The sequence below is a fragment of the Methylophaga thalassica MP genome, assembly GCF_000214595.1.
Taxonomy (GTDB): Bacteria; Pseudomonadota; Gammaproteobacteria; order Nitrosococcales; family Methylophagaceae; genus Methylophaga; species Methylophaga thalassica.
This window is the reverse complement of sequence record NZ_AFIG01000003.1, coordinates 766,971-785,095: the sequence shown is the minus strand read 5'-3', so window position 1 is coordinate 785,095 and position 18,125 is coordinate 766,971. Positions and strand designations below refer to the sequence as shown.

Here is an 18,125-nt window from a genome sequence, read left to right as displayed (position 1 = left end):
AAAAAGGAAGCGAGAGATGAAAAAATTGATTAATGGTGTGGAAAGTGTTCTTGAAGAAAGTTTGAATGGTTTTGCCAGAGCGCATAGCAATATTATTCAATTCAATCATCAGCCCCATTATGTCACTCGAAAAAATAAGCCTGAAAACAAAGTGGCTTTAATCTCTGGCGGTGGCGCTGGCCATGAACCATTGCATACTGGGTTGGTGGGAAAAGGCATGTTAGATGCCGCTTGTCCTGGGCAAGTGTTTACCTCTCCAACACCCGACCAAATGCTGATGGCGGCACAAGAAGTAGAAAATGGCGCGGGTGTTTTATTTATCGTTAAAAATTATGCTGGCGATGTGATGAACTTTGAGATTGCCGCTGAAATGTTGGATTGCCCCCATGAAACAGTGCTGGTGAATGATGATGTGTCTTTACCTAAGAATCATAGTACTGGACGCCGAGGTGTGGCTGGCACGTTGATTGTTGAAAAAATCGTCGGCGCTGCAGCAGAAGCCGGGGCAGATTTAGCTGCCTGTAAACAGCTTGGTGACAAAGTCGTCAATTCAACTGCCTCTATGGGGGTGGCTTTGACCAGTTGTACCGTGCCAGCGTTAGGGCAGCCTACATTTGATATCTCGGATAATGAAGTCGAAATGGGCGTTGGTATTCATGGAGAACGCGGACGAGAGGTGATGAGTCTGACCACGGCCGATGATCTTGTTCACATACTCGCTAAAGCGATTGATGAAGAGTTAAAACCAACAAAAGATCAACGCGTTTTACTGCATATCAATGGTTTTGGTGCGACACCATTAATGGAGCTTTATCTGGTTTATGATTTGGCGGCACAGTTTTTTGAAGAGCGTGGTATAAAAATTGTTCGATCACTGGTCGGAAATTACACTACGTCACTGGATATGGCGGGTTGCTCAATTACCTTAACGCTGATGGACGATGAAATGCTGCAATATTGGGATGCACCTGTTCATACTGCAGCATTACGTTGGGGTATTTAAATTTTGCTGAGTTCGTCAGCAATAACACAGAGAATTAACTGAGAAGTTCTGGCGCCTGCGTCGATGTGGCCGCGGGCGCGCTCACCCAAAAATGATGCTCTTCCCTTGGTTGCCAGCATATCTTTGGTCGATTGCATGCCTTGTGTAGCGGCAGTTTTAATATTGCTTAAAACAGTCGTTTTATCTGCATTTTGTTCGGTATCGCTTTGCAATGATTGCATAACTGGAATCAGGGTATCCAGCATGGTTTTTTCACCGATATCGGCCTTGCCTCGGGCTTTTATGGATTCAACACCCGCCGAATAAACAGCTGTCATTCCATTTAGATCCAGTTCCTGCTCTTTGGCCGCTTTTCCCATACTGACAAACATTGAGCCGAGTAAAGAACCTGAGGCTCCGCCCATGGTGGACATGAGTGTCATGCCAATTTTCATCAAGGCGGCTGACCAATCAAGCTGAACCAGTTCATCATTCAGTTTAGCAACAGCTTCAAGTCCACGTAACAGATTGGTGACATGGTCACCATCACCTATTGCACGATCCAGTGCGGAGATTTCTGCTTCATTGTTAATAATTTCAGATTGAATCGCTGCGATGAGCGGTGGGAGAAAGCTTGTATCAGTCATGTTTTGGCCAGTGATTTTATTGCAAAATATAAAACTACTGAATCCATAGCATTCGGTCAACTGACAACGAGAGTAACAATAGCTTTAAGTTTGTTTGGGCGGTAGAGGGTGGATCGGGGGAATAATATCGGCGTTCAATAATAGTCGGCCGTAGACAACACCACGTAGCGTAATCATTTTGTCAGCGATCATGTTCAGGCGATTAGCTGGACCTTGTACCAGAATGACCGACAGTGTGTTGGTATGGGTTAAATTGACATTGAGGTTGCTAATCACTTCATCAATATATTCGTATTGGAGATCATGAAGGCGCTTTTGCAAACCTGGGACTGAATGGTTATAAACCAGATTAACCGTACCCGTCATCACGGTATCGCCTTGTTGAGCACGGTGCTCATTAATTTGTAAATTGATCATGTCACAAATGGCTTGAGAGCGACTTTCAAAACCACGCTTGCTGACCATCTCATCCAAACCTTCTAACAGACTTTCTGGTAAGGATATGCTGATACGGCTGACTTTTTCTTTGCTCATACGAACTCCTGGCGTATGTCATCATTATTGTTTAGTGATATAAGGCTATCACCCCAGCTTTTGGCTGGGGTGATACCTTTCTCTGTCTAAAATAAATGACTGTAGCGTTCAACTTCCCATGCGCTAACCACCGTGTGATATTCATTCCACTCGGCTTGTTTATAGCGAATAAACTCGTTTCTCAACTCACTACCCAATACTTCTTCTACAAAGGGATCGGCAGCGAATGCCTGAATCGCTTCATCAAGCGTTCTTGGTAAGAACTGAATACCTAATTCTTCACGCTCCGCTTCGGTTAATTCATACAGATTACGTTCCTGAGGTTTGCCGGGATCAAGCCCTTCTTTAATGCCTTCCAGGCCAGCAGCTAAAACTAAGGCAGCTGCAAGGTATGGATTGACAGCGCCATCCGCATTACGAGATTCACAACGGCCACCCCCCATAGGCACACGAACCGAATTAGTGCGGTTATTTGAACCAAATGAGTTAAAGACCGGTGCCCAAGTGAAGTAAGGCATATCACCTTGGCGAACCAAACGTTTGTATGAATTCACTGTGGGGGCAAACACTGCACACAAAGCAGGACCATGTTTTAAAACACCGGCGATGAATTGATAACCTAATTTGGTTAAACCTAAGCCGTGCTCATCTTCTTCCGGTTTACACTGGAACAGATTGGCTCCTGTTTCCAGATCATAAAGCGACATATTGAAGTGGGCGCCCGTGCCTGTTTTGTTCGAGAAAGGTTTAGGCATGAATGTGGCTAACAGATCTTCCTGTTTGGCATATTCTTTTGCCATCATTTTCAAGAAAGTAAAGCGGTCGCAACTGGTAACGGCATCAGCATAGTTAAAATCGAACTCGAACTGAGCGTTGGCATCTTCATGATCGAAGGAATAAAGTCCCCAACCGAGATCGTCAATGCTGGTGGCCATTTTATCTAACCAACTGAAATTACTTAAAAAAGCACGAGTGTCGTAACATGGCTTTTTCAATTTGTCATCAGGATCGGGAACTGATAAAGTCCCGTCGGCATTTTTCTTCACCAGATAAACTTCTGCTTCAATACCCAGATTCATGCCATAACCCAGCTCTTTTGCTTGCTCGAGTACCGACTTAAGTAACACACGAGTACTCAGCATATACGGCTTTTTGTAAAGCGTATTATCGGCTGGCATCCAGGCTATTTCAGGCTGCCATGGCATTTGAATGATGTGATCAAGATCCGGCACAGAAGCGATTTCATCGTCATTAGGTTGTTGGCCCAAGCCATCCACGGCATAACCAGTGTAGAGTTCTGAGCCATGCGCCATATGATGTAAATGAGAGAGCGGCACGACTTTACCTTTAGGAACACCGTGGATATCCACATAGGTGCCCATGCAGTATTTCACGCCTTTGCTTTTTAACTCTTCTTGTATTTTTTTGATTTCATCATCAGTTTTGATGTTAATCATGAGATTACCCTTCTTTGGTTAACGGTTTATAAGAGAGACTGGTGGTAGCTTTGATCAAGCGGCGGTTGTTCCTTAATTGCTCTCATCACCAGTTGAGATAAGTCTTCACACATCCATGAAAAAAGTGCTTCACCATCCGCTTTAGTTGCTGTGGATGGTTTGCCTGTCACACCATTTAAACTGGTGCGATTGACAGGGTGGCTGAACACGCAGCCATCGGTTCGGTCCGGATCGTCAGCGTCGAGTAATTTATCCTCACGCACTAACTCGGGATGTAAAGCCATCATCAAGGCTGTTTCAGCCTGATTGGCATGCCAGTCTTCCGCATCATCATGATGGGCTTGTCGAACTCGTTCTGAAATTTGAGCGGTATGCACAAGGCCGATCATTAAGTCGTCATGACGTGCCCTGAGCATTTCCAGCGCACAACGAAGTGGGGCAGCATTCGTCACATGACCATTGATCAGTAACAACCGTTTAATACCTGAAGACGCCACCCAATCACCGATATCTGAAATAACATCAATCAGTGTTTTAGGATTAAGTGCCATGGTGCCGGGCCAGCGTTTTGAGTGGCCTATTGAGCAACCATAGGGTTGTGTCGGTAATAAAATGACAGGTGTTTGTTTTGCGACTTCTTTACACAAGGTGTCAGCAATAGCTGAGTCCATACCGCAACCCATATGTGGTCCATGCTGTTCAGTTGCGCCAACTGGAAGTAAAGCCGTATCCACGCCACTTTTGACAGCTTCTGCGACTTCTTCCCAGGTCATTTGTGCTAATTCATACATTAGAAAACACTCCCAACTTCATCATTTACCGGCACCATGCGAACAAGATTCAGATGATCGTCATCATCCTCCTGTTTGGGAGGATGAATCAGTTCTTCCAGGCGTTTTTTGGTTGCGATAAATTCAGGGGATAAAAATTGTTCCGGATGCCTCGGTTGTGGAACGGCGACTTCAATGACTTCTTGTACTTCGCCTGGATTCGCTTTCAGCACCAGAATGCGATCAGCCAAGTAAATGGCTTCATCTAAATCATGGGTGATAAAAAACACCGTGACATCGATGTTTTTCCATATCTCCATCAGGTAAGCCTGCATTTTGCTGCGTGTTTGTGCATCAAGTGCACCAAAGGGCTCATCCATCAACAGCACTTTGGGTTTATTGGCTAATGCTCTGGCAATCGCCACTCGTTGTTTCATACCGCCAGAGAGTTGATGTGGATAGCTGTTCTCAAAGCGTGACAAGCCAATTAACTCGATCCACTGTCTGGCTTCGGCTTCTGCAGTACCTTTGTCATAGCCAGATTCAATCAGACCGAACATGATATTTTTCTTGACGGTTAGCCATGGGAACAAGGTGTAACCCTGGAATACCATGCCTCGCTCTGGCCCCGGTTTATCAACCACTTTTCCATCCAGTCTTACTTCGCCTTCCGTAGCTTGTTCAAGGCCCGCCAGAATTCGAATTAAAGTCGATTTACCACAGCCTGATGGTCCAATGACGCAGACAAATTCACGTTTATGGATAGTCAGGTTAATGTCTTTCAGGGCAGTAACAGTGCCATGTCGGCTTTGGAATGTTTTGCTTAATCCCGCAACTTCCATCGTCACCGGACGCTTTTTGATGCGGGCGAAACGATCCCGGACAGCCTCTGACTGAACGCGATAATCGGGTAAGTTTGATTCACTCATATCGGGCTCCTAATTTGCTTTTTGCCATGGGAAGAGACGACGTCCAAACCAGGCGAGTAATAAATCAATGGTCAGGCCTAAAATGCCGATCATCATGATGGCGGCAAACACATTGTCGAAGTTTTTGTAACGAGCTTGCTGAGTGATAAACCAGGTGATGCCTGAGCTGGTACCGATCAACTCGGCCACAATCAGGTAAGTCCAGGCCCAGCCGAGCAGAATGCGAGTATCCCGATACAGATCTGGCAAAATGCCTGGTAATACAATGCGAAACAGCATGGAGCGGTTATTGGCTCCCAAGGTTTGACCTGCTTCAAGTAAAGCCGGGTCAAGTTTACGAGTAGTATTGGCCACGATCAGCACTTGTTGGAAAAAGGTACCGATAAAAATGATGGCAATTTTTGGGGCTTGATAAATACCCAGAATCGCCACCGCTAAAGCGCCAAAGGCGGGAGCTGGCAGGTAGCGAAAGAATTCGATAAAAGGCTCAAATAAGCGAGAGAAAAAGTCATAGGTGCCAGCCAGCACTCCTAGCGGGATACCAATAATGGATGACAAAAGAAAGCCATAAAAAATAACCTGAATACTGCTCCAAAGACTTTCATGTAACCAAAGCTCACTGCTGCGTTTGGGCTCGGTAGTAAATGATGTATAGAAAGCGGTTAATACCTCATGAGGTGCAGGTAAATAAATTGGGTTGGCAGGTATGCCTTCTGGTATGGCTTTACCTGCTGCAGAAGCTTTGTCACGTTCGGCATTAAAAACCGTTTTATCGACCAACATACCTTCACGGAAATAGTTCACTGAGCCTGGTGTGGTGATTTCTACTTCCGGATGCCAGATGAACGGTACATAACTGACCAGACACCAGATAAGAATAGGTAATACAAAACTGCTGATAGTCACCAACTTACGACTACGTGGCTCAAGCGGTTTATTAACTGAAAAGAGTGACATAAACAGTACCTTTGCTATTTTCAGACAACACGATCCCCTGCCTGGTCATGACATAAAAAATCAGGAGGAGAGGGGTACCGACAGAGGCGCCGGTACCCGTTAACGGTTTACTCGCCTAATAAAAGGGATGGATCAATATAATTTTCGACAGTCTGTTTATCTGCATAGACTTTATTGTCAACATTAAACTGGTCTGCAATTTCAGTTGAGCCATACAAAGAACCAAAACCATCCGCTTTTTTCATAAAGGCCTGTGCTTCTTCTTTGGTCAAAATCTTTGTGCCATCGATAAAGGCTTTATAAACCTCAGGTTCGACACCAACTCGCGCAGCCATGATGCTGATGGCATCATCACGTGTTTTAGGGTCATTTAAGTAATCAACGGCCATATACCAGGCTTCAATGACTTTTTTCCATTCATCTTTGTGAGCCGCTAAGCTTGATGGTGATACCGCGAGCACATCATAGATCAGGCCTGGTTCATCAGCACTGGTGTAGATAGGTTTAGAGCCTGGAACCAGTTGCAAAGCCTGACCTGAGTTTGGTTGCCAAGCACCGATGGCATCAACTTGGCCTGATGCCAATACTTGTGGTGTTTCATTGGTCGGGACATTGACTAACTCAACATCACTTTCTGTCATACCGGCTTTTTCCAAGCCATTTAGAAGCAATAAATGATCAACAAAGCCCAGTTCAACACCGACTTTTTTACCTTTCAGATCGGTGATGGAATTAATGCCAGGTGCGCCAACAATCATATCGTTGCCGTTGCTGTAATCATTAATCAAAATCATCACATTCTGTGCACCAGTTGCGCCTGTTACCAGAGCATCACCATTGGTCATGGTGACCGCATCTAACTGACCTGCAGCAAAAGCATCCATACTGGCCACATAATCAAACCATTCAAATTGCACATCCACGCCGACTTTTTCGAACATGTGCTTTTCAATAGCAATTTCCCAAGCAACCCAGCCTGGCCAGTCACTGTAGCCAATTTTCAATGGTTCAGCGTTAGCATTTCCTGCGAGTAAGAAACCTGCAAAAAGAGAGAGAAATAGTCTTTTTTTCATTTTTAGATACCCCGGTTAGTATTACGATTTACCAATTTGGTAATACTGACAGTTGCACTATGTATGCCAGCAGGTGGGGGCAGGGATGTAAGAGAACAAAATTGGCTTATTGATGAATTAATAAAAATGACTGGATAAGCCTGATAGACGGTGCTTTGCGCAATGCGAACAGAGTATAAAAAGAATAAAAGGATGATTGGAGTCTGTTAATTTTTTATTTTGAAGGCGATGCAAAAAGAAGGTTGGTTTTATTCTTGTGCACTAAAAAGAATCATCAGCACATCAATAAGCCCCAAAATTGGGCGAGTTAATATTCATCTGATGAAGTTAATAGCCCGAATACCCAGCAGATATAGGGAGGGATGTATTGAATAATAACAATGATAGCGATAAAAAAAAGCCCCAACCCAAAGGTTGAGGCTCTTTTATTAAGCTTTGAATCAATTCAAGTGAATCGTTTCAGATTAGCTTACCAGCTGATGAAACCACCCAGTGATAATACATCAACTTCGTCATCAGAAGACTGAATGTGGTATTCAGTTTCGATTTTTGAGTATTCAGCAACCAGTTTCAGGTTAGCTGTAACATCATGGTAGATACCAATGGTTGTCATAGAGTTAGTATCTAAGTCAGCAACACCACCAGCAACTGTGTTAGCGCTATCTCTGTCTAATGTTGATTTACCGTATGATGCAGCAACAAAAGTTTGACCACCAAAACGGTAACCTAACTGTGCATAGTAACCATCACCTTCACGAGCTTTGTTGTCAGCCGTAAACGCGCCAGTTCCTAAACCGTTAACGCCTTGGCCTTTGCTGTCGTAGTATGCAGCAACAGCTTCAATGCCACCGAATACTAACTGACCACCAACGGTGTATGCGTCAGATTTTTCACTACCTGTTGCATTGCTGTAACGAACGTCTTGAGTCATTCCATCTAACCACAGTTTCATAGAACCGCCGTCAAATGCTGTTGCATAGCTTAAAGATGCTTCATAACGAGCGTCTTTTTCGAACTGATTAGATGTGGTAGATGAGTTTACCACTTTAGCAGTCAAGAAATCATCAGAATCCATTACTGCAACAGCAGCTTTAAAGCCGTTCATATCAGGTGTGGTATAACGGATTTGTGAACGCCAGTTAGCATACTCATAACCGTAACCGATACGACCTAAGGATGTTTGTCCAGTGTTTTGATCACCAGCAGCTGTTAAGCCTGTTGCACCCACACCGTATAAAGTTTGGTCTAACAGGATGTTGTTAGCAGAATAAAGACCTAAGCCTTTACCTAACATAATTTGACCGAATGAACCGTCTACTGTTGCAAACGCTTCACGTTGTTCCATAGCTGCATCAGAGTTTACATAGCTACCATTGTTTGTTGATGGTGAGATAGAAACACGTGCTGCTACTTTAAGACCATTGATTTCAGGCATTGCAACATTGAAACCAAAGAATGTAGGTAACAGACCGTTAGCTACTTGTTGGTTATCTTGATCGCGGTTAGCACTGGCACTTGCGCTATCTTGATCGCTAGCAATGAAGAATTGGTTGATGTTACCGTCAACGCTGAATTCGTAGCCGTTTTCACCACCGACAACGATTGTCGCGTTAGCTGCACCAGCAGCTGTTAATGCTGCTGCACCGACTAATGTAGCCAGTGTTGATTTTTTTAATAATTTCATTCTGTTTCACCTTCTAATTGTTAACAGATTACTTTAAGTCTCTCTCGTAACCGGAGTATGTCTCGGTTGTTAGCTATTTTGCATATAAAAAAATCTATTGCAACACTTTTACAACAATTTTTTTTATTTTGACGAGAAAATCACATTTCTGTGTTTTTTTTACCACATTGTCAGTGATGTTTGTTAGGCGAAATAGCGGAATAGTGAGTGATAGATGTCTTTGACAGGGGCGAGAATTTGTTGTGGAAAATATGCAACAAAAGTGACAGACAATAAAAAACCCAGCTTCTTTTTAGAAATCTGGGTTCTTTAGAATTCATGGTGGCTCGACCTGGAATCGAACCAGGGACACAGGGATTTTCAATCCCTTGCTCTACCAACTGAGCTATCGAGCCGATAAGGGTGCGTATTAAACCCTCTGACAGTAATGATGTCAAGGGGAAATCATCATTAATTCTGTTCCGGACTTGTCCAGTGATGAGGGGCATGCTCTAATGACCAGCTATTTTTATTGATTATTCAATGGATAACTGAATGTCGGCATCAAGTAAAAAATGGTTCTGGTCGTTGATAATTCTGGCTGCTCTTGCGTTTATTGTAGTGGGATTTTTATCGGATACATCCTGGACTGAGCGATTTAAAACGTTTATTTCCACTCAGCACCTGGCGGATAGTGATGACGACGATGACGAGATTGAACAAGACGATGATGTAAATCGGCCTCTGATTGTCAAACTAGATGAGGAAACAGCCCCTTATACTGGTATCCAAACGCTTAAGCTGACTAAGAGCTTATTGTTCCCTGAATTTAAAGCCTATGCCGAAGTGGTGGATATTCGTGAGCTGATTCAATGGCGCTCACGACTCAATCAGCTTCGTTCGGCTGTCACCATCGCGAAGGTAACTGAAAATGCAGATCGACTCGAATGGGAAAGGTTGAAAAAGTTGGCTAAGGGCACCGGAAGTGTAGCCAGTAAAAATGTGATTTATGCTGAAACCAGTTGGCGCGAGGCAAAAGCCAATCTCGACTCTGCGGAGTTTCAGCTGGAAGATGCTAAAACAGAGCTTATTCAAAGTTGGGGCGAATCCATAGCAAACTGGGTCATGGATAAATCGTCCAAAGAGCTGGAGAGACTAATCAATCGTCACGACACATTATTGATGGTAACCCTGCCGATGGAATCGTCTTTACCAGCCGATGTGAATGTGATTCGGGTTTCACGTGCCGGCGACCGTGCATCAGCAAGAAAAGCCTATTTCGTTTCTCCAGCCTATATCAGTGCAAAACAAATCCAGGGTGAAACCTATTACTTCCGGATTGCGACCGGCAAGCTTCGTCTCGGGATGCGCTTGGATGCCTGGATTCCAGAAAATAGTGATCCTGATTCTGGTTTCCATATTCCGGATGAAGCGATCGTATGGTATTCAGGGCAACCGTGGGCGTATATCCAATTGGATGAGACCAGCTATAAACGCATTCCTTTGAGTGATGGCAAGCTGGTCGCGGGTGGCATTTTTATTCAGGATGAGTTTGAAGAAGGAAATCAACTGGTGATTTCAGGCGCACAAATGTTGTTATCCGAAGAGTTCCGCTGGCAGATTCATGATGAGGACGATGATGATTAAACACGTCTTCTCTAATTGTCTGCTGACCGAGGTGTAGCTGTATGTTGTCTAAAGTCGTTGCTTTCTCAGTGCGCTTTCGGGGTGTGGTCGTGGCGTTAGCCTCCATGCTATTGATCTATGGCATATATAAGCTATCTAATTCCAGCCTGGATATCTTTCCAGAATTTGCACCCAAACAAGTCATTATTCAAACAGAAGCGCAGGGGCTGACGGCTGAGCAAGTCGAAGTGTTGGTGACCCAGCCTTTAGAAAATGCCCTGGGTGGGCTGGTGGGTATGGAGTCTATCCGCTCACAATCTATTCCCAGCCTTTCGGTACTGATTCTGACGTTTTACGACAGTACAGATATTTATCTGGACAGACAGTTAGTGTCTGAACGCTTGTTAGGCTTGAAAGACGCTCTGCCTGCAGGTGTTGGGTCGCCATTAATGGTGCCGTTAGAGTCCTCGTCGGGCACGATTATGACCATTGGTCTGACCTCGGACTCACAAGACTTAATGACACTGCGCTCACTTGTTGACTGGACGCTTGCTCCGCGGTTGTTGAGTGTTGATGGTGTGGCAGATATCAATGTGTTTGGTGGCCATGAACGCCAATTGCAAATTCAAATCGACCCCAGCAAATTAGCGAAATATGGTATTTCGCTCGATGAAGTGATGACTGTGGCGCAACAAGCCACCGGCATTATGGGCACGGGCTTTATTGAAAATCAGAATCAGCGGATGACCATTCAAGTCAGCGGACAACCACTTAATGCCAAGCAGCTAGCCAAGGTTGTTGTCAGAAAACAGGGAAATACTGTTTTACGGCTGGGTGATATTGCAGCAGTGAAAGAAGCGCCAGCGCCCACAATCGGCGGTGCAGCTATTGGTGGTAAACCGGCTGTTGTTCTAATGGTGATTGGTCAGTACAAAGCCAATACGCTGGCGGTGACCGAAGGTATTGAAGCGGCTTTAGATGAGTTCAAAGATGGCTTTGCTGCGGAAGGTGTGGTCTTGCATGATGACTTATTCCGGCCTGCTAATTACATCCAGACCTCCTTGCATAATATTCAAGAGCATCTGATGGTCGGTGGTGGGCTGGTCATGCTGGTGCTGATTTTGTTTTTATTTAATATCCGTACCGCTGTTATTTCGATGACAGCCATTCCACTGTCCTTATTTACGGCCATGATTGTGCTGTTAGAGTTTGGCATCAACATCAATATTATGGTGTTGGGGGGGCTGGCGATTGCGCTCGGTGAAGTGGTGGATGACGCTATCATTGATACTGAGAATATCTTTCGTCGCTTACGACAAAACGCGCTACTCGCGAAGCCAAAACCTGCGATGGAAGTGGTGTATCAAGCGTCGATGGAGGTACGGAGTTCTGTCGTCTATGCCAGCTTTATTGTGATGCTGGTATTTGTGCCCTTATTGACCTTGAGTGGTGTTGCCGGACGAATGTTTGAGCCGTTGGGTGAAGCCTATATTCTGGCTATTTTTGCCTCATTAGCGGTGGCATTGACTGTCACGCCTGCGCTTTGCCATATCTTGCTGACCCGGGCGGGAGATGTCAGTCATGACGAGCCACCATTGGTGAGGATGATTAAACCCGTTTATGGCCGTCTTTTATCATCGATAAGCCGTTTTCCAAGAGTGACATTATTGGGGGTGCTTGGGTTTTGTTTAGCGGGCTTAGCAATACTGCCTTTTTTAGGGGGAAGTTTTTTACCCGAGTTACGAGAAGGTCATTACATTATTCATACTGCCAGTGTGCCTGGGACATCCATTGAAGAATCCTTGCGAATCGGCGGCCGTATTGAGCAACGTGTGGCGGAAATACCCGGTGTTCGTTCAACGTCACAATGGGCGGGGCGTGCTGAGCGTGGTGCGGATACCTTTGGTACCCACTACAGCGAGTATGAAGTGGATCTGGAACCGATGGATGGTCCATCACAACAGCGGGTTCTGGATGAAATTCGTGAGATATTAGAAGCGTTTCCCGGTGTGAATTCAGAAGTGAATACGTTTTTAACCGAACGTATTGATGAAACGATTTCTGGTTATACCTCACCGATTGTGGTGAATATTTATGGCAAAGATCTGGATGCTTTAGATCAGACAGCGCAAGAAGTAGCCAAAGTTATCAGGGATATTGATGGCGCGGCAGATGTACAGTTGCGTGCGCCACCTGGCGAGCCTCAGCTCGAGGTTAGGCTGGATTTAGACAAACTGGCCTATTGGGGCTTACGTCCTGCGCAGGTGATGCAGGCTGTTAAAACAGGCTTTGATGGTGCTGTAGTCGGCCAGGTCTATGAAGGCAATCAGGTGTTTGATGTGGTTGTGGTTCTGCCCGAAAGATTGCGTCGACAACCCCAACAATTAAGAAATTTACCCATTCAGACTCCTGATGGGGTGATGTTGCGCTTGCTGGATATTGCGACCATTCAACAGGTCTCTGGACGTCATATGATTCAGCATCGCGGATCACAGCGTTTACAGACCGTCACTGCCAATGTCACCGATCGTGATTTAAGCTCTTTCTTTACTGAGCTTAAGCAACGGGTTCATAAAGAAGTGGCATTTACAGCGGATATTTATCCCGAATTTACGGGCGCAGCGGTAGCACAAGCACAATCGCGTGAGGATTTAATTGTGCATTCCTCCTTGGCGGGTGTAGCGGTGTTGTTGTTACTTTTTGTGGCATTACAAAGCTTTCGTAATATGTTGCTGGTGTTAATCAACTTACCGTTTTCTTTAGTCGGCGGCGTGCTGGCCGTCGTATTAACGAACGGCGTCTTGTCTATCGGTTCATTAGTCGGTTTTGTCACCCTTTTTGGGATTACCTTGCGTAATGCGATTATGTTGGTGTCACATTATCAATATATGGTGATAGAAGAAGGGGCGGAATGGAATTTGGATACCGCCATTCGTGGTGCTCAGGAGCGTTTACCATCGATTCTGATTACCGCTTTAGTGACGGCGCTAGCGATGTTACCGATTGCAATGAACTCAGATAGTCCCGGCCGTGAAATCATGGGACCCATGGCTAGCATTATCATCGGTGGCTTGATTTCATCGACGATATTGAATTTATTAGTGCTGCCAAGCGTGATGTTGCGCTATGGACGATTTAACGCCGACAAGGAAAGTGAGTCAGGTGTAAACACCATTTAATCAAACGGGATTAAAAAGGCCACACCAATAATCAGCAATACAACAACAAAAAAGGCGATTTCTAAAATCATCAGTGAATGGCAAACGTTTGTGCTTGCTCGTTTCGTTGATCAGCAAAGAATTGATAGATTTGTTTTAACTCATCATTGGAGAAATGAATCAAAATCAGTTGCTGTCCTGGATAGATAAGATCCGGATTATGTCCCATCGTGCTGGTGGTGTAGTTATAGATGTAGCTGGATTCCACTTTATTATTCAATATTTTGCCAAGAAATGAGCTTAGGCCGGTGGGTAAAGGTTCATCGGCATCAGCAGGGATGGTGACTCGAACCAGATCTTTATTAATACCTATGCCTTCAAGGGTTAGGCCTTGGCGAAAACGCTGAATCAAACCTGACTGAATAATGCCCCATAATCCTTGACGATCAGCTTCGGTAACGCGATGCAGGTAAAACAATGCGTTGTCATCCAAACCTCCTGATTTGACAATATCATTCACTGACAACTCGATAGAGCCTCGATCGATTTCTGCGTGAATGGCCTGCTTGGGGGAGAGTTCGGATTGTGATAATTGACCAATCGTGGTTTTTTTCTGGATGGCCTGTTTGTTAATCACGGTAATTTGTGCATTTTTATCGATATTATTATCGTTTATTAAATCTATCAATGGGCTTTGTTGCTGGCTGCCGTCAGCTTTTTCTATGGTGACAATCGTGTTTTTATCTTCAGTGCTGTCATCAAGTGCCTGTATTGTCGTTTGTTGTTTTTCGGTCTCGGTGTATTCGATGGTGACAGGGGTGTCAGGACTAAGGCTTTTATCGGCTAGTAGCTGACCGATAGTTGTGTCACGTTTTTCTACTTTTGGAATCACAATCGTACCGTCTTTACGGACGAACTCACCCTGTTTGCCATCCAGCGTGACAGCTTTACTACCCAGGTGGTCAACAAATTGTTCAGCTTCTTTCTCGGTAATCGCTTGTTGATCTTCGGAAGGTGCAACAGGTTCGATGGTGACTTCTTCTATTTGCGGATCTTCAATTTCAATCGGAGGCGAAACCGTATGCTCGGTGCGGGAGGGTTGTAAGTCAGCAAAAAGTAAATACGCTAATCCGACCAGTACAATTAAGGCAAGAATTGCCGGGACAAGGGATGGGGCTGAACGAGCAGACTTAGCCATAATATTTCTCTCTGGAGTTGTGTCATTATTATTAAGATGAGAATAAGCCAGTCAGTAAGCTAGGATCAAGTTTACGATAGCACTGTGTTTTTTCAATGCTATTACTGAGCACCCGTTCGATAATCGGTTTTGCCTGTTCAAGGTTATGGATGGGATTGTCCGGTATTAAGCGTATTAGTTCATCGGTGATTAACGCGTGACTATCGCTGTTTTTTTCATCGAGTATTGCTGCTAAGCGACTAACTAAATCAGGCAAGGCAACCTGAGATAAAAGAAATGGAATACGTTTAATTGTCAGCGAAGTGTCATCCACTTCAAACTCAACACCATAAGAAGATAAACGGGTTTTAAAACCCTGGAATTTATTGATGTCTGAGGCGGACAGAGGAAAACGAACAGGGACTAGAATCGGTCTGGAGCTCACATTGTTGTTGTGAATAGCTTGCTTAAACTGTTGTTGGCGAATACGTTTGTCCGCTTGTTGCAGATCAATTAGCGCCGGTTCTGGAGCATGAATAACAATAAAACGGTTATGTAAAATCGATGCGGCTGACCAATCAGCTCGAACCGTCATCTTATTTTTAAGACTGGCCGATTTTTCTATCGTTGTTGTTTCTGTCTGATATGTCGACGCCTGCTCATTGATGTGTATATTTTCTGGCAGCGTTAATTCCGTCTGACGATTATTTTTTACTTCAGTTTCTTGCAGTGCTTCCTGAATCGCCTTGTTGATAAGCCCATGGATTAAACGTGCATCTCTGAAACGGACTTCATGCTTGGTTGGGTGTACATTGACATCAACACGGTCTAACGGCATGGTCAGGTATAAAACATAAGCTGCCTGGCGACCAGATGGCAGCAATTCGCCATAGGCCTGACGAATGGCATGATTAATCACCCGGTCCTTGATCACACGGCCATTGATGAAGAAATATTGCACATCGGTTTGAGCTCGGTGGGCAGAGGCTTTGCTGACCCAACCAGATAAATGAATGTCTTCAAAAGACTGTTCCAGGTAGTTGGCATCACGAACAAAGGCCTGACCACAGATTTTTACCAGTCTTTGTGAGTACGCATGAGCTGACTTGAGTGCAGGTAATTTAATCGAAGTCTGTTCATCAAAACGGGCACTGAAACCAATGTCAAAGCGACTTAATGCGAGTCGATAGAAGGTGGTAATAAGATGGTGAAGCTCGGTTTTATTACTTCGCAGAAAACGACGACGTGCCGGTAAATTAAAAAACAGTTCCGCTACACTAACGGTGGTGCCATCTGGATGAGCTGCTGGCTCTGGCTGTAACTGATCTGAACGCACTTGCCAGGCACAGTCTTGTTCGGCTTGCTTGGATGTGAGGCTTAAACGCGTCACTGAAGCGATACTGGGTAATGCTTCGCCACGAAAGCCTAAGCTACCGATCACGCTGAGTTGTTCGCTGCTATGTAATTTACTGGTGGCATGACGACTTAAGGCTAAAGCTAAGTCTTCAGGGTGAATACCACTACCATTATCGGTGACTTTAATCAGTTGGCTTCCCGCGCCTTCAATGACGATATCAATTTGGCTTGCATCGGCATCAATACTGTTTTCAACAAGCTCTTTGAGTACGGAAGCGGGACGCTCTACCACTTCACCAGCCGCAATCTGATTGGCTAGATGAAGTGGGAGAGCGTGAATTCTGGTTTCGTTCATACGCTAGAGTTTAACGTATGGATTCAAAGAGGTTTAGGGGATTTTTAACACATCACCAATTTGAATTTCGGATGAGGCCAGATTATTGACTGATTTAATGTCTGCCATTTTGACCTGATAGCGCTGAGCTATCATGCTCAGAGTATCACCACGGCTCACTATATGTTGCTGCGGCATACTGGTTCCTGGCAGGGGATTTTTTTGAAAATAATTACGAATACCGACCATCATCGCATGTGCCAGTTTATTTTGATGGTTAGCATTTTTCAGTTTCTGTTCTTCTTCCGGATTAGAAATAAACGCTGTTTCAACCAGAATAGAAGGGATATCAGGCGATTTGAGCACCACAAAGGCTGCGGACTCTACATGCTTTTTGTGTACATGCCCTACGCGTTTTAGACCGGATAATACGGTTTCAGCGACTTCCAGACTGCCTTCCAAACTCGCCGTTTGAGAAAGGTCGAGTAACACCGACGCTAATAAGTCGTCTTTATCTTCCAGACTGATCCCACCTGCTAAGTCAGCCGCATTCTCGCGGTCAGCAAGGATTTGAGCAGCCTCACTACTGGCACCGCGGCTGGATAGGACATAAACCGAAGAACCTCTGGCATTGCGGTTAGTGAAGGCGTCAGCATGGATAGAAATAAACATATCGGCGCCATTTTCGCGGGCACGACGAATACGTTGTCTTAAGCTGATAAATACATCACTGTCTCGTGTCAGGTAAGAACGCATTCCCGGTTCTTTATCCACCAGGTAGGCAAGCTTTTTGGCAATAGACAGGACAACGTCTTTTTCTTTGGTGCCATGAGGACCTAATGCGCCTGAATCCTGGCCGCCATGGCCAGGGTCGATGGCAATAATGATGTCCCTTCGCGGCAGAATTTTATTGGTTTTAATGATTTTTTGTTGTTGTTCAACTTTATTTGTCACGGTGGCAGCAGGCTTATTCAACGCTTCATCTTTGACTGCAGCAATGGATTGTTTGAGCTGGGCGTTTGTATAGCTTAAATCGACGACTAAACGGTTCGGATAATCTTTTTGTGGCGGTAAGGACTGAACCTGATATTGCACTTCATGTGCTAAATCCAAGACGACGCGCAGTGTGTTTTGATCATATGCGGCATAACGCACGGCTTTAATCGGCGTATTAATTAACGATGGTATGGTTAATTTGTCGCGTTGTTGAAAGCCTTTCAAGTCGATCACCAGACGATCAGGATTAGCTAATGTAAACGCTTTGTAGCTGACTTTATTATCAAGATCAAAGACTAAACGGGCACTCTGGTTATCAGCAGATACACGAAGACCTTGAATCGCATCAGCCAAAGCAGGCACTGAAACATATAGTAGAAAAAAACTTAGCAGGAGACGGACCATCTCAACACCCTTATGATCACTTGGGGGTTATTTTCTCTTTGCTTAAAATTAAAATCAAGTT

General features: G+C 44.8%; 14 protein-coding genes and 1 tRNA gene. 3 read left to right on the top strand and 12 right to left on the bottom strand.

Features of this window, described 5'->3' with window-relative positions:
- Nucleotides 1–16 precede the first annotated feature (16 nt).
- On the top strand, nt 17–1,003 hold the full coding sequence (dhaK, locus tag MAMP_RS15370) for a dihydroxyacetone kinase subunit DhaK (protein ID WP_007147024.1): 987 nt from the start codon (nt 17–19) through the stop codon (nt 1,001–1,003).
- Here the strand turns inward: dhaK and dhaL are convergent.
- The 9 genes from dhaL to MAMP_RS15325 form a co-directional block, all read right to left on the bottom strand.
- Nucleotides 1,000–1,629, bottom strand: coding sequence for a dihydroxyacetone kinase subunit DhaL (gene dhaL / locus MAMP_RS15365; protein WP_007147023.1), 630 nt, complete (start codon nt 1,627–1,629; stop codon nt 1,000–1,002). The two genes, dhaK and dhaL, sit on opposite strands and share 4 nt — an antisense overlap.
- Before the next feature lie 84 nt (nt 1,630–1,713).
- Nucleotides 1,714–2,163 (bottom strand): nickel-responsive transcriptional regulator NikR, encoded by a 450-nt coding sequence (gene nikR / locus MAMP_RS15360; protein ID WP_007147022.1) that lies wholly within the window; start codon nt 2,161–2,163, stop codon nt 1,714–1,716.
- Between the two features lie 86 nt (nt 2,164–2,249).
- On the bottom strand, nt 2,250–3,620 hold the full coding sequence (gene glnT / locus MAMP_RS15355) for a type III glutamate--ammonia ligase (protein WP_007147021.1): 1,371 nt from the start codon (nt 3,618–3,620) through the stop codon (nt 2,250–2,252).
- 26 nt (nt 3,621–3,646) lie between these two features.
- On the bottom strand, nt 3,647–4,411 hold the full coding sequence (locus tag MAMP_RS15350) for a creatininase family protein (RefSeq protein ID WP_007147020.1): 765 nt from the start codon (nt 4,409–4,411) through the stop codon (nt 3,647–3,649).
- Nucleotides 4,411–5,319 (bottom strand): ABC transporter ATP-binding protein, encoded by a 909-nt coding sequence (locus MAMP_RS15345; protein ID WP_007147019.1) that lies wholly within the window; start codon nt 5,317–5,319, stop codon nt 4,411–4,413. Before MAMP_RS15345 ends, MAMP_RS15350 begins: the two co-directional genes overlap by 1 nt.
- Before the next feature lie 9 nt (nt 5,320–5,328).
- The gene (locus tag MAMP_RS15340) at nt 5,329–6,276 is read right to left on the bottom strand and encodes an ABC transporter permease (protein ID WP_007147018.1); all 948 of its coding nucleotides are present in this window, start codon (nt 6,274–6,276) and stop codon (nt 5,329–5,331) included.
- A 107-nt stretch (nt 6,277–6,383) separates the two neighbouring features.
- Nucleotides 6,384–7,349, bottom strand: coding sequence for an ABC transporter substrate-binding protein (locus MAMP_RS15335; RefSeq protein WP_007147017.1), 966 nt, complete (start codon nt 7,347–7,349; stop codon nt 6,384–6,386).
- A 469-nt stretch (nt 7,350–7,818) separates the two neighbouring features.
- Nucleotides 7,819–9,033, bottom strand: coding sequence for a porin (locus MAMP_RS15330; RefSeq protein ID WP_007147016.1), 1,215 nt, complete (start codon nt 9,031–9,033; stop codon nt 7,819–7,821).
- A gap of 319 nt (nt 9,034–9,352) precedes the next feature.
- Nucleotides 9,353–9,428, bottom strand: a tRNA-Phe gene (locus MAMP_RS15325).
- A gap of 139 nt (nt 9,429–9,567) precedes the next feature.
- On the opposite strand from MAMP_RS15325, the gene MAMP_RS15320 reads away from it, so the two are divergent.
- Nucleotides 9,568–10,659: an efflux RND transporter periplasmic adaptor subunit gene (locus MAMP_RS15320; protein ID WP_007147015.1), complete on the top strand. Its 1,092-nt coding sequence runs from the start codon at nt 9,568–9,570 to the stop codon at nt 10,657–10,659.
- Between the two features lie 41 nt (nt 10,660–10,700).
- Nucleotides 10,701–13,817 carry an efflux RND transporter permease subunit gene (locus tag MAMP_RS15315; protein WP_007147014.1) on the top strand — a complete coding sequence of 1,039 codons (3,117 nt, stop codon included), beginning with the start codon at nt 10,701–10,703 and terminating at the stop codon, nt 13,815–13,817.
- 70 nt (nt 13,818–13,887) lie between these two features.
- Here the strand turns inward: MAMP_RS15315 and MAMP_RS15310 are convergent, their stop codons facing one another.
- Genes MAMP_RS15310 through MAMP_RS15300 form a run of 3 tightly spaced genes read right to left on the bottom strand, consistent with a single transcriptional unit; the run spans nt 13,888 to nt 18,064 of the window.
- Nucleotides 13,888–14,994, bottom strand: a complete 1,107-nt coding sequence (locus MAMP_RS15310) for a hypothetical protein (RefSeq protein ID WP_007147013.1) — start codon at nt 14,992–14,994, stop codon at nt 13,888–13,890.
- 31 nt (nt 14,995–15,025) lie between these two features.
- A complete protein-coding gene (gene mutL / locus MAMP_RS15305; protein ID WP_007147012.1) occupies nt 15,026–16,684 on the bottom strand; it encodes a DNA mismatch repair endonuclease MutL in 1,659 nt (552 codons plus the stop codon).
- 33 nt (nt 16,685–16,717) lie between these two features.
- The gene (locus MAMP_RS15300) at nt 16,718–18,064 is read right to left on the bottom strand and encodes an N-acetylmuramoyl-L-alanine amidase (RefSeq protein WP_040576642.1); all 1,347 of its coding nucleotides are present in this window, start codon (nt 18,062–18,064) and stop codon (nt 16,718–16,720) included.
- Nucleotides 18,065–18,125 lie beyond the last annotated feature (61 nt).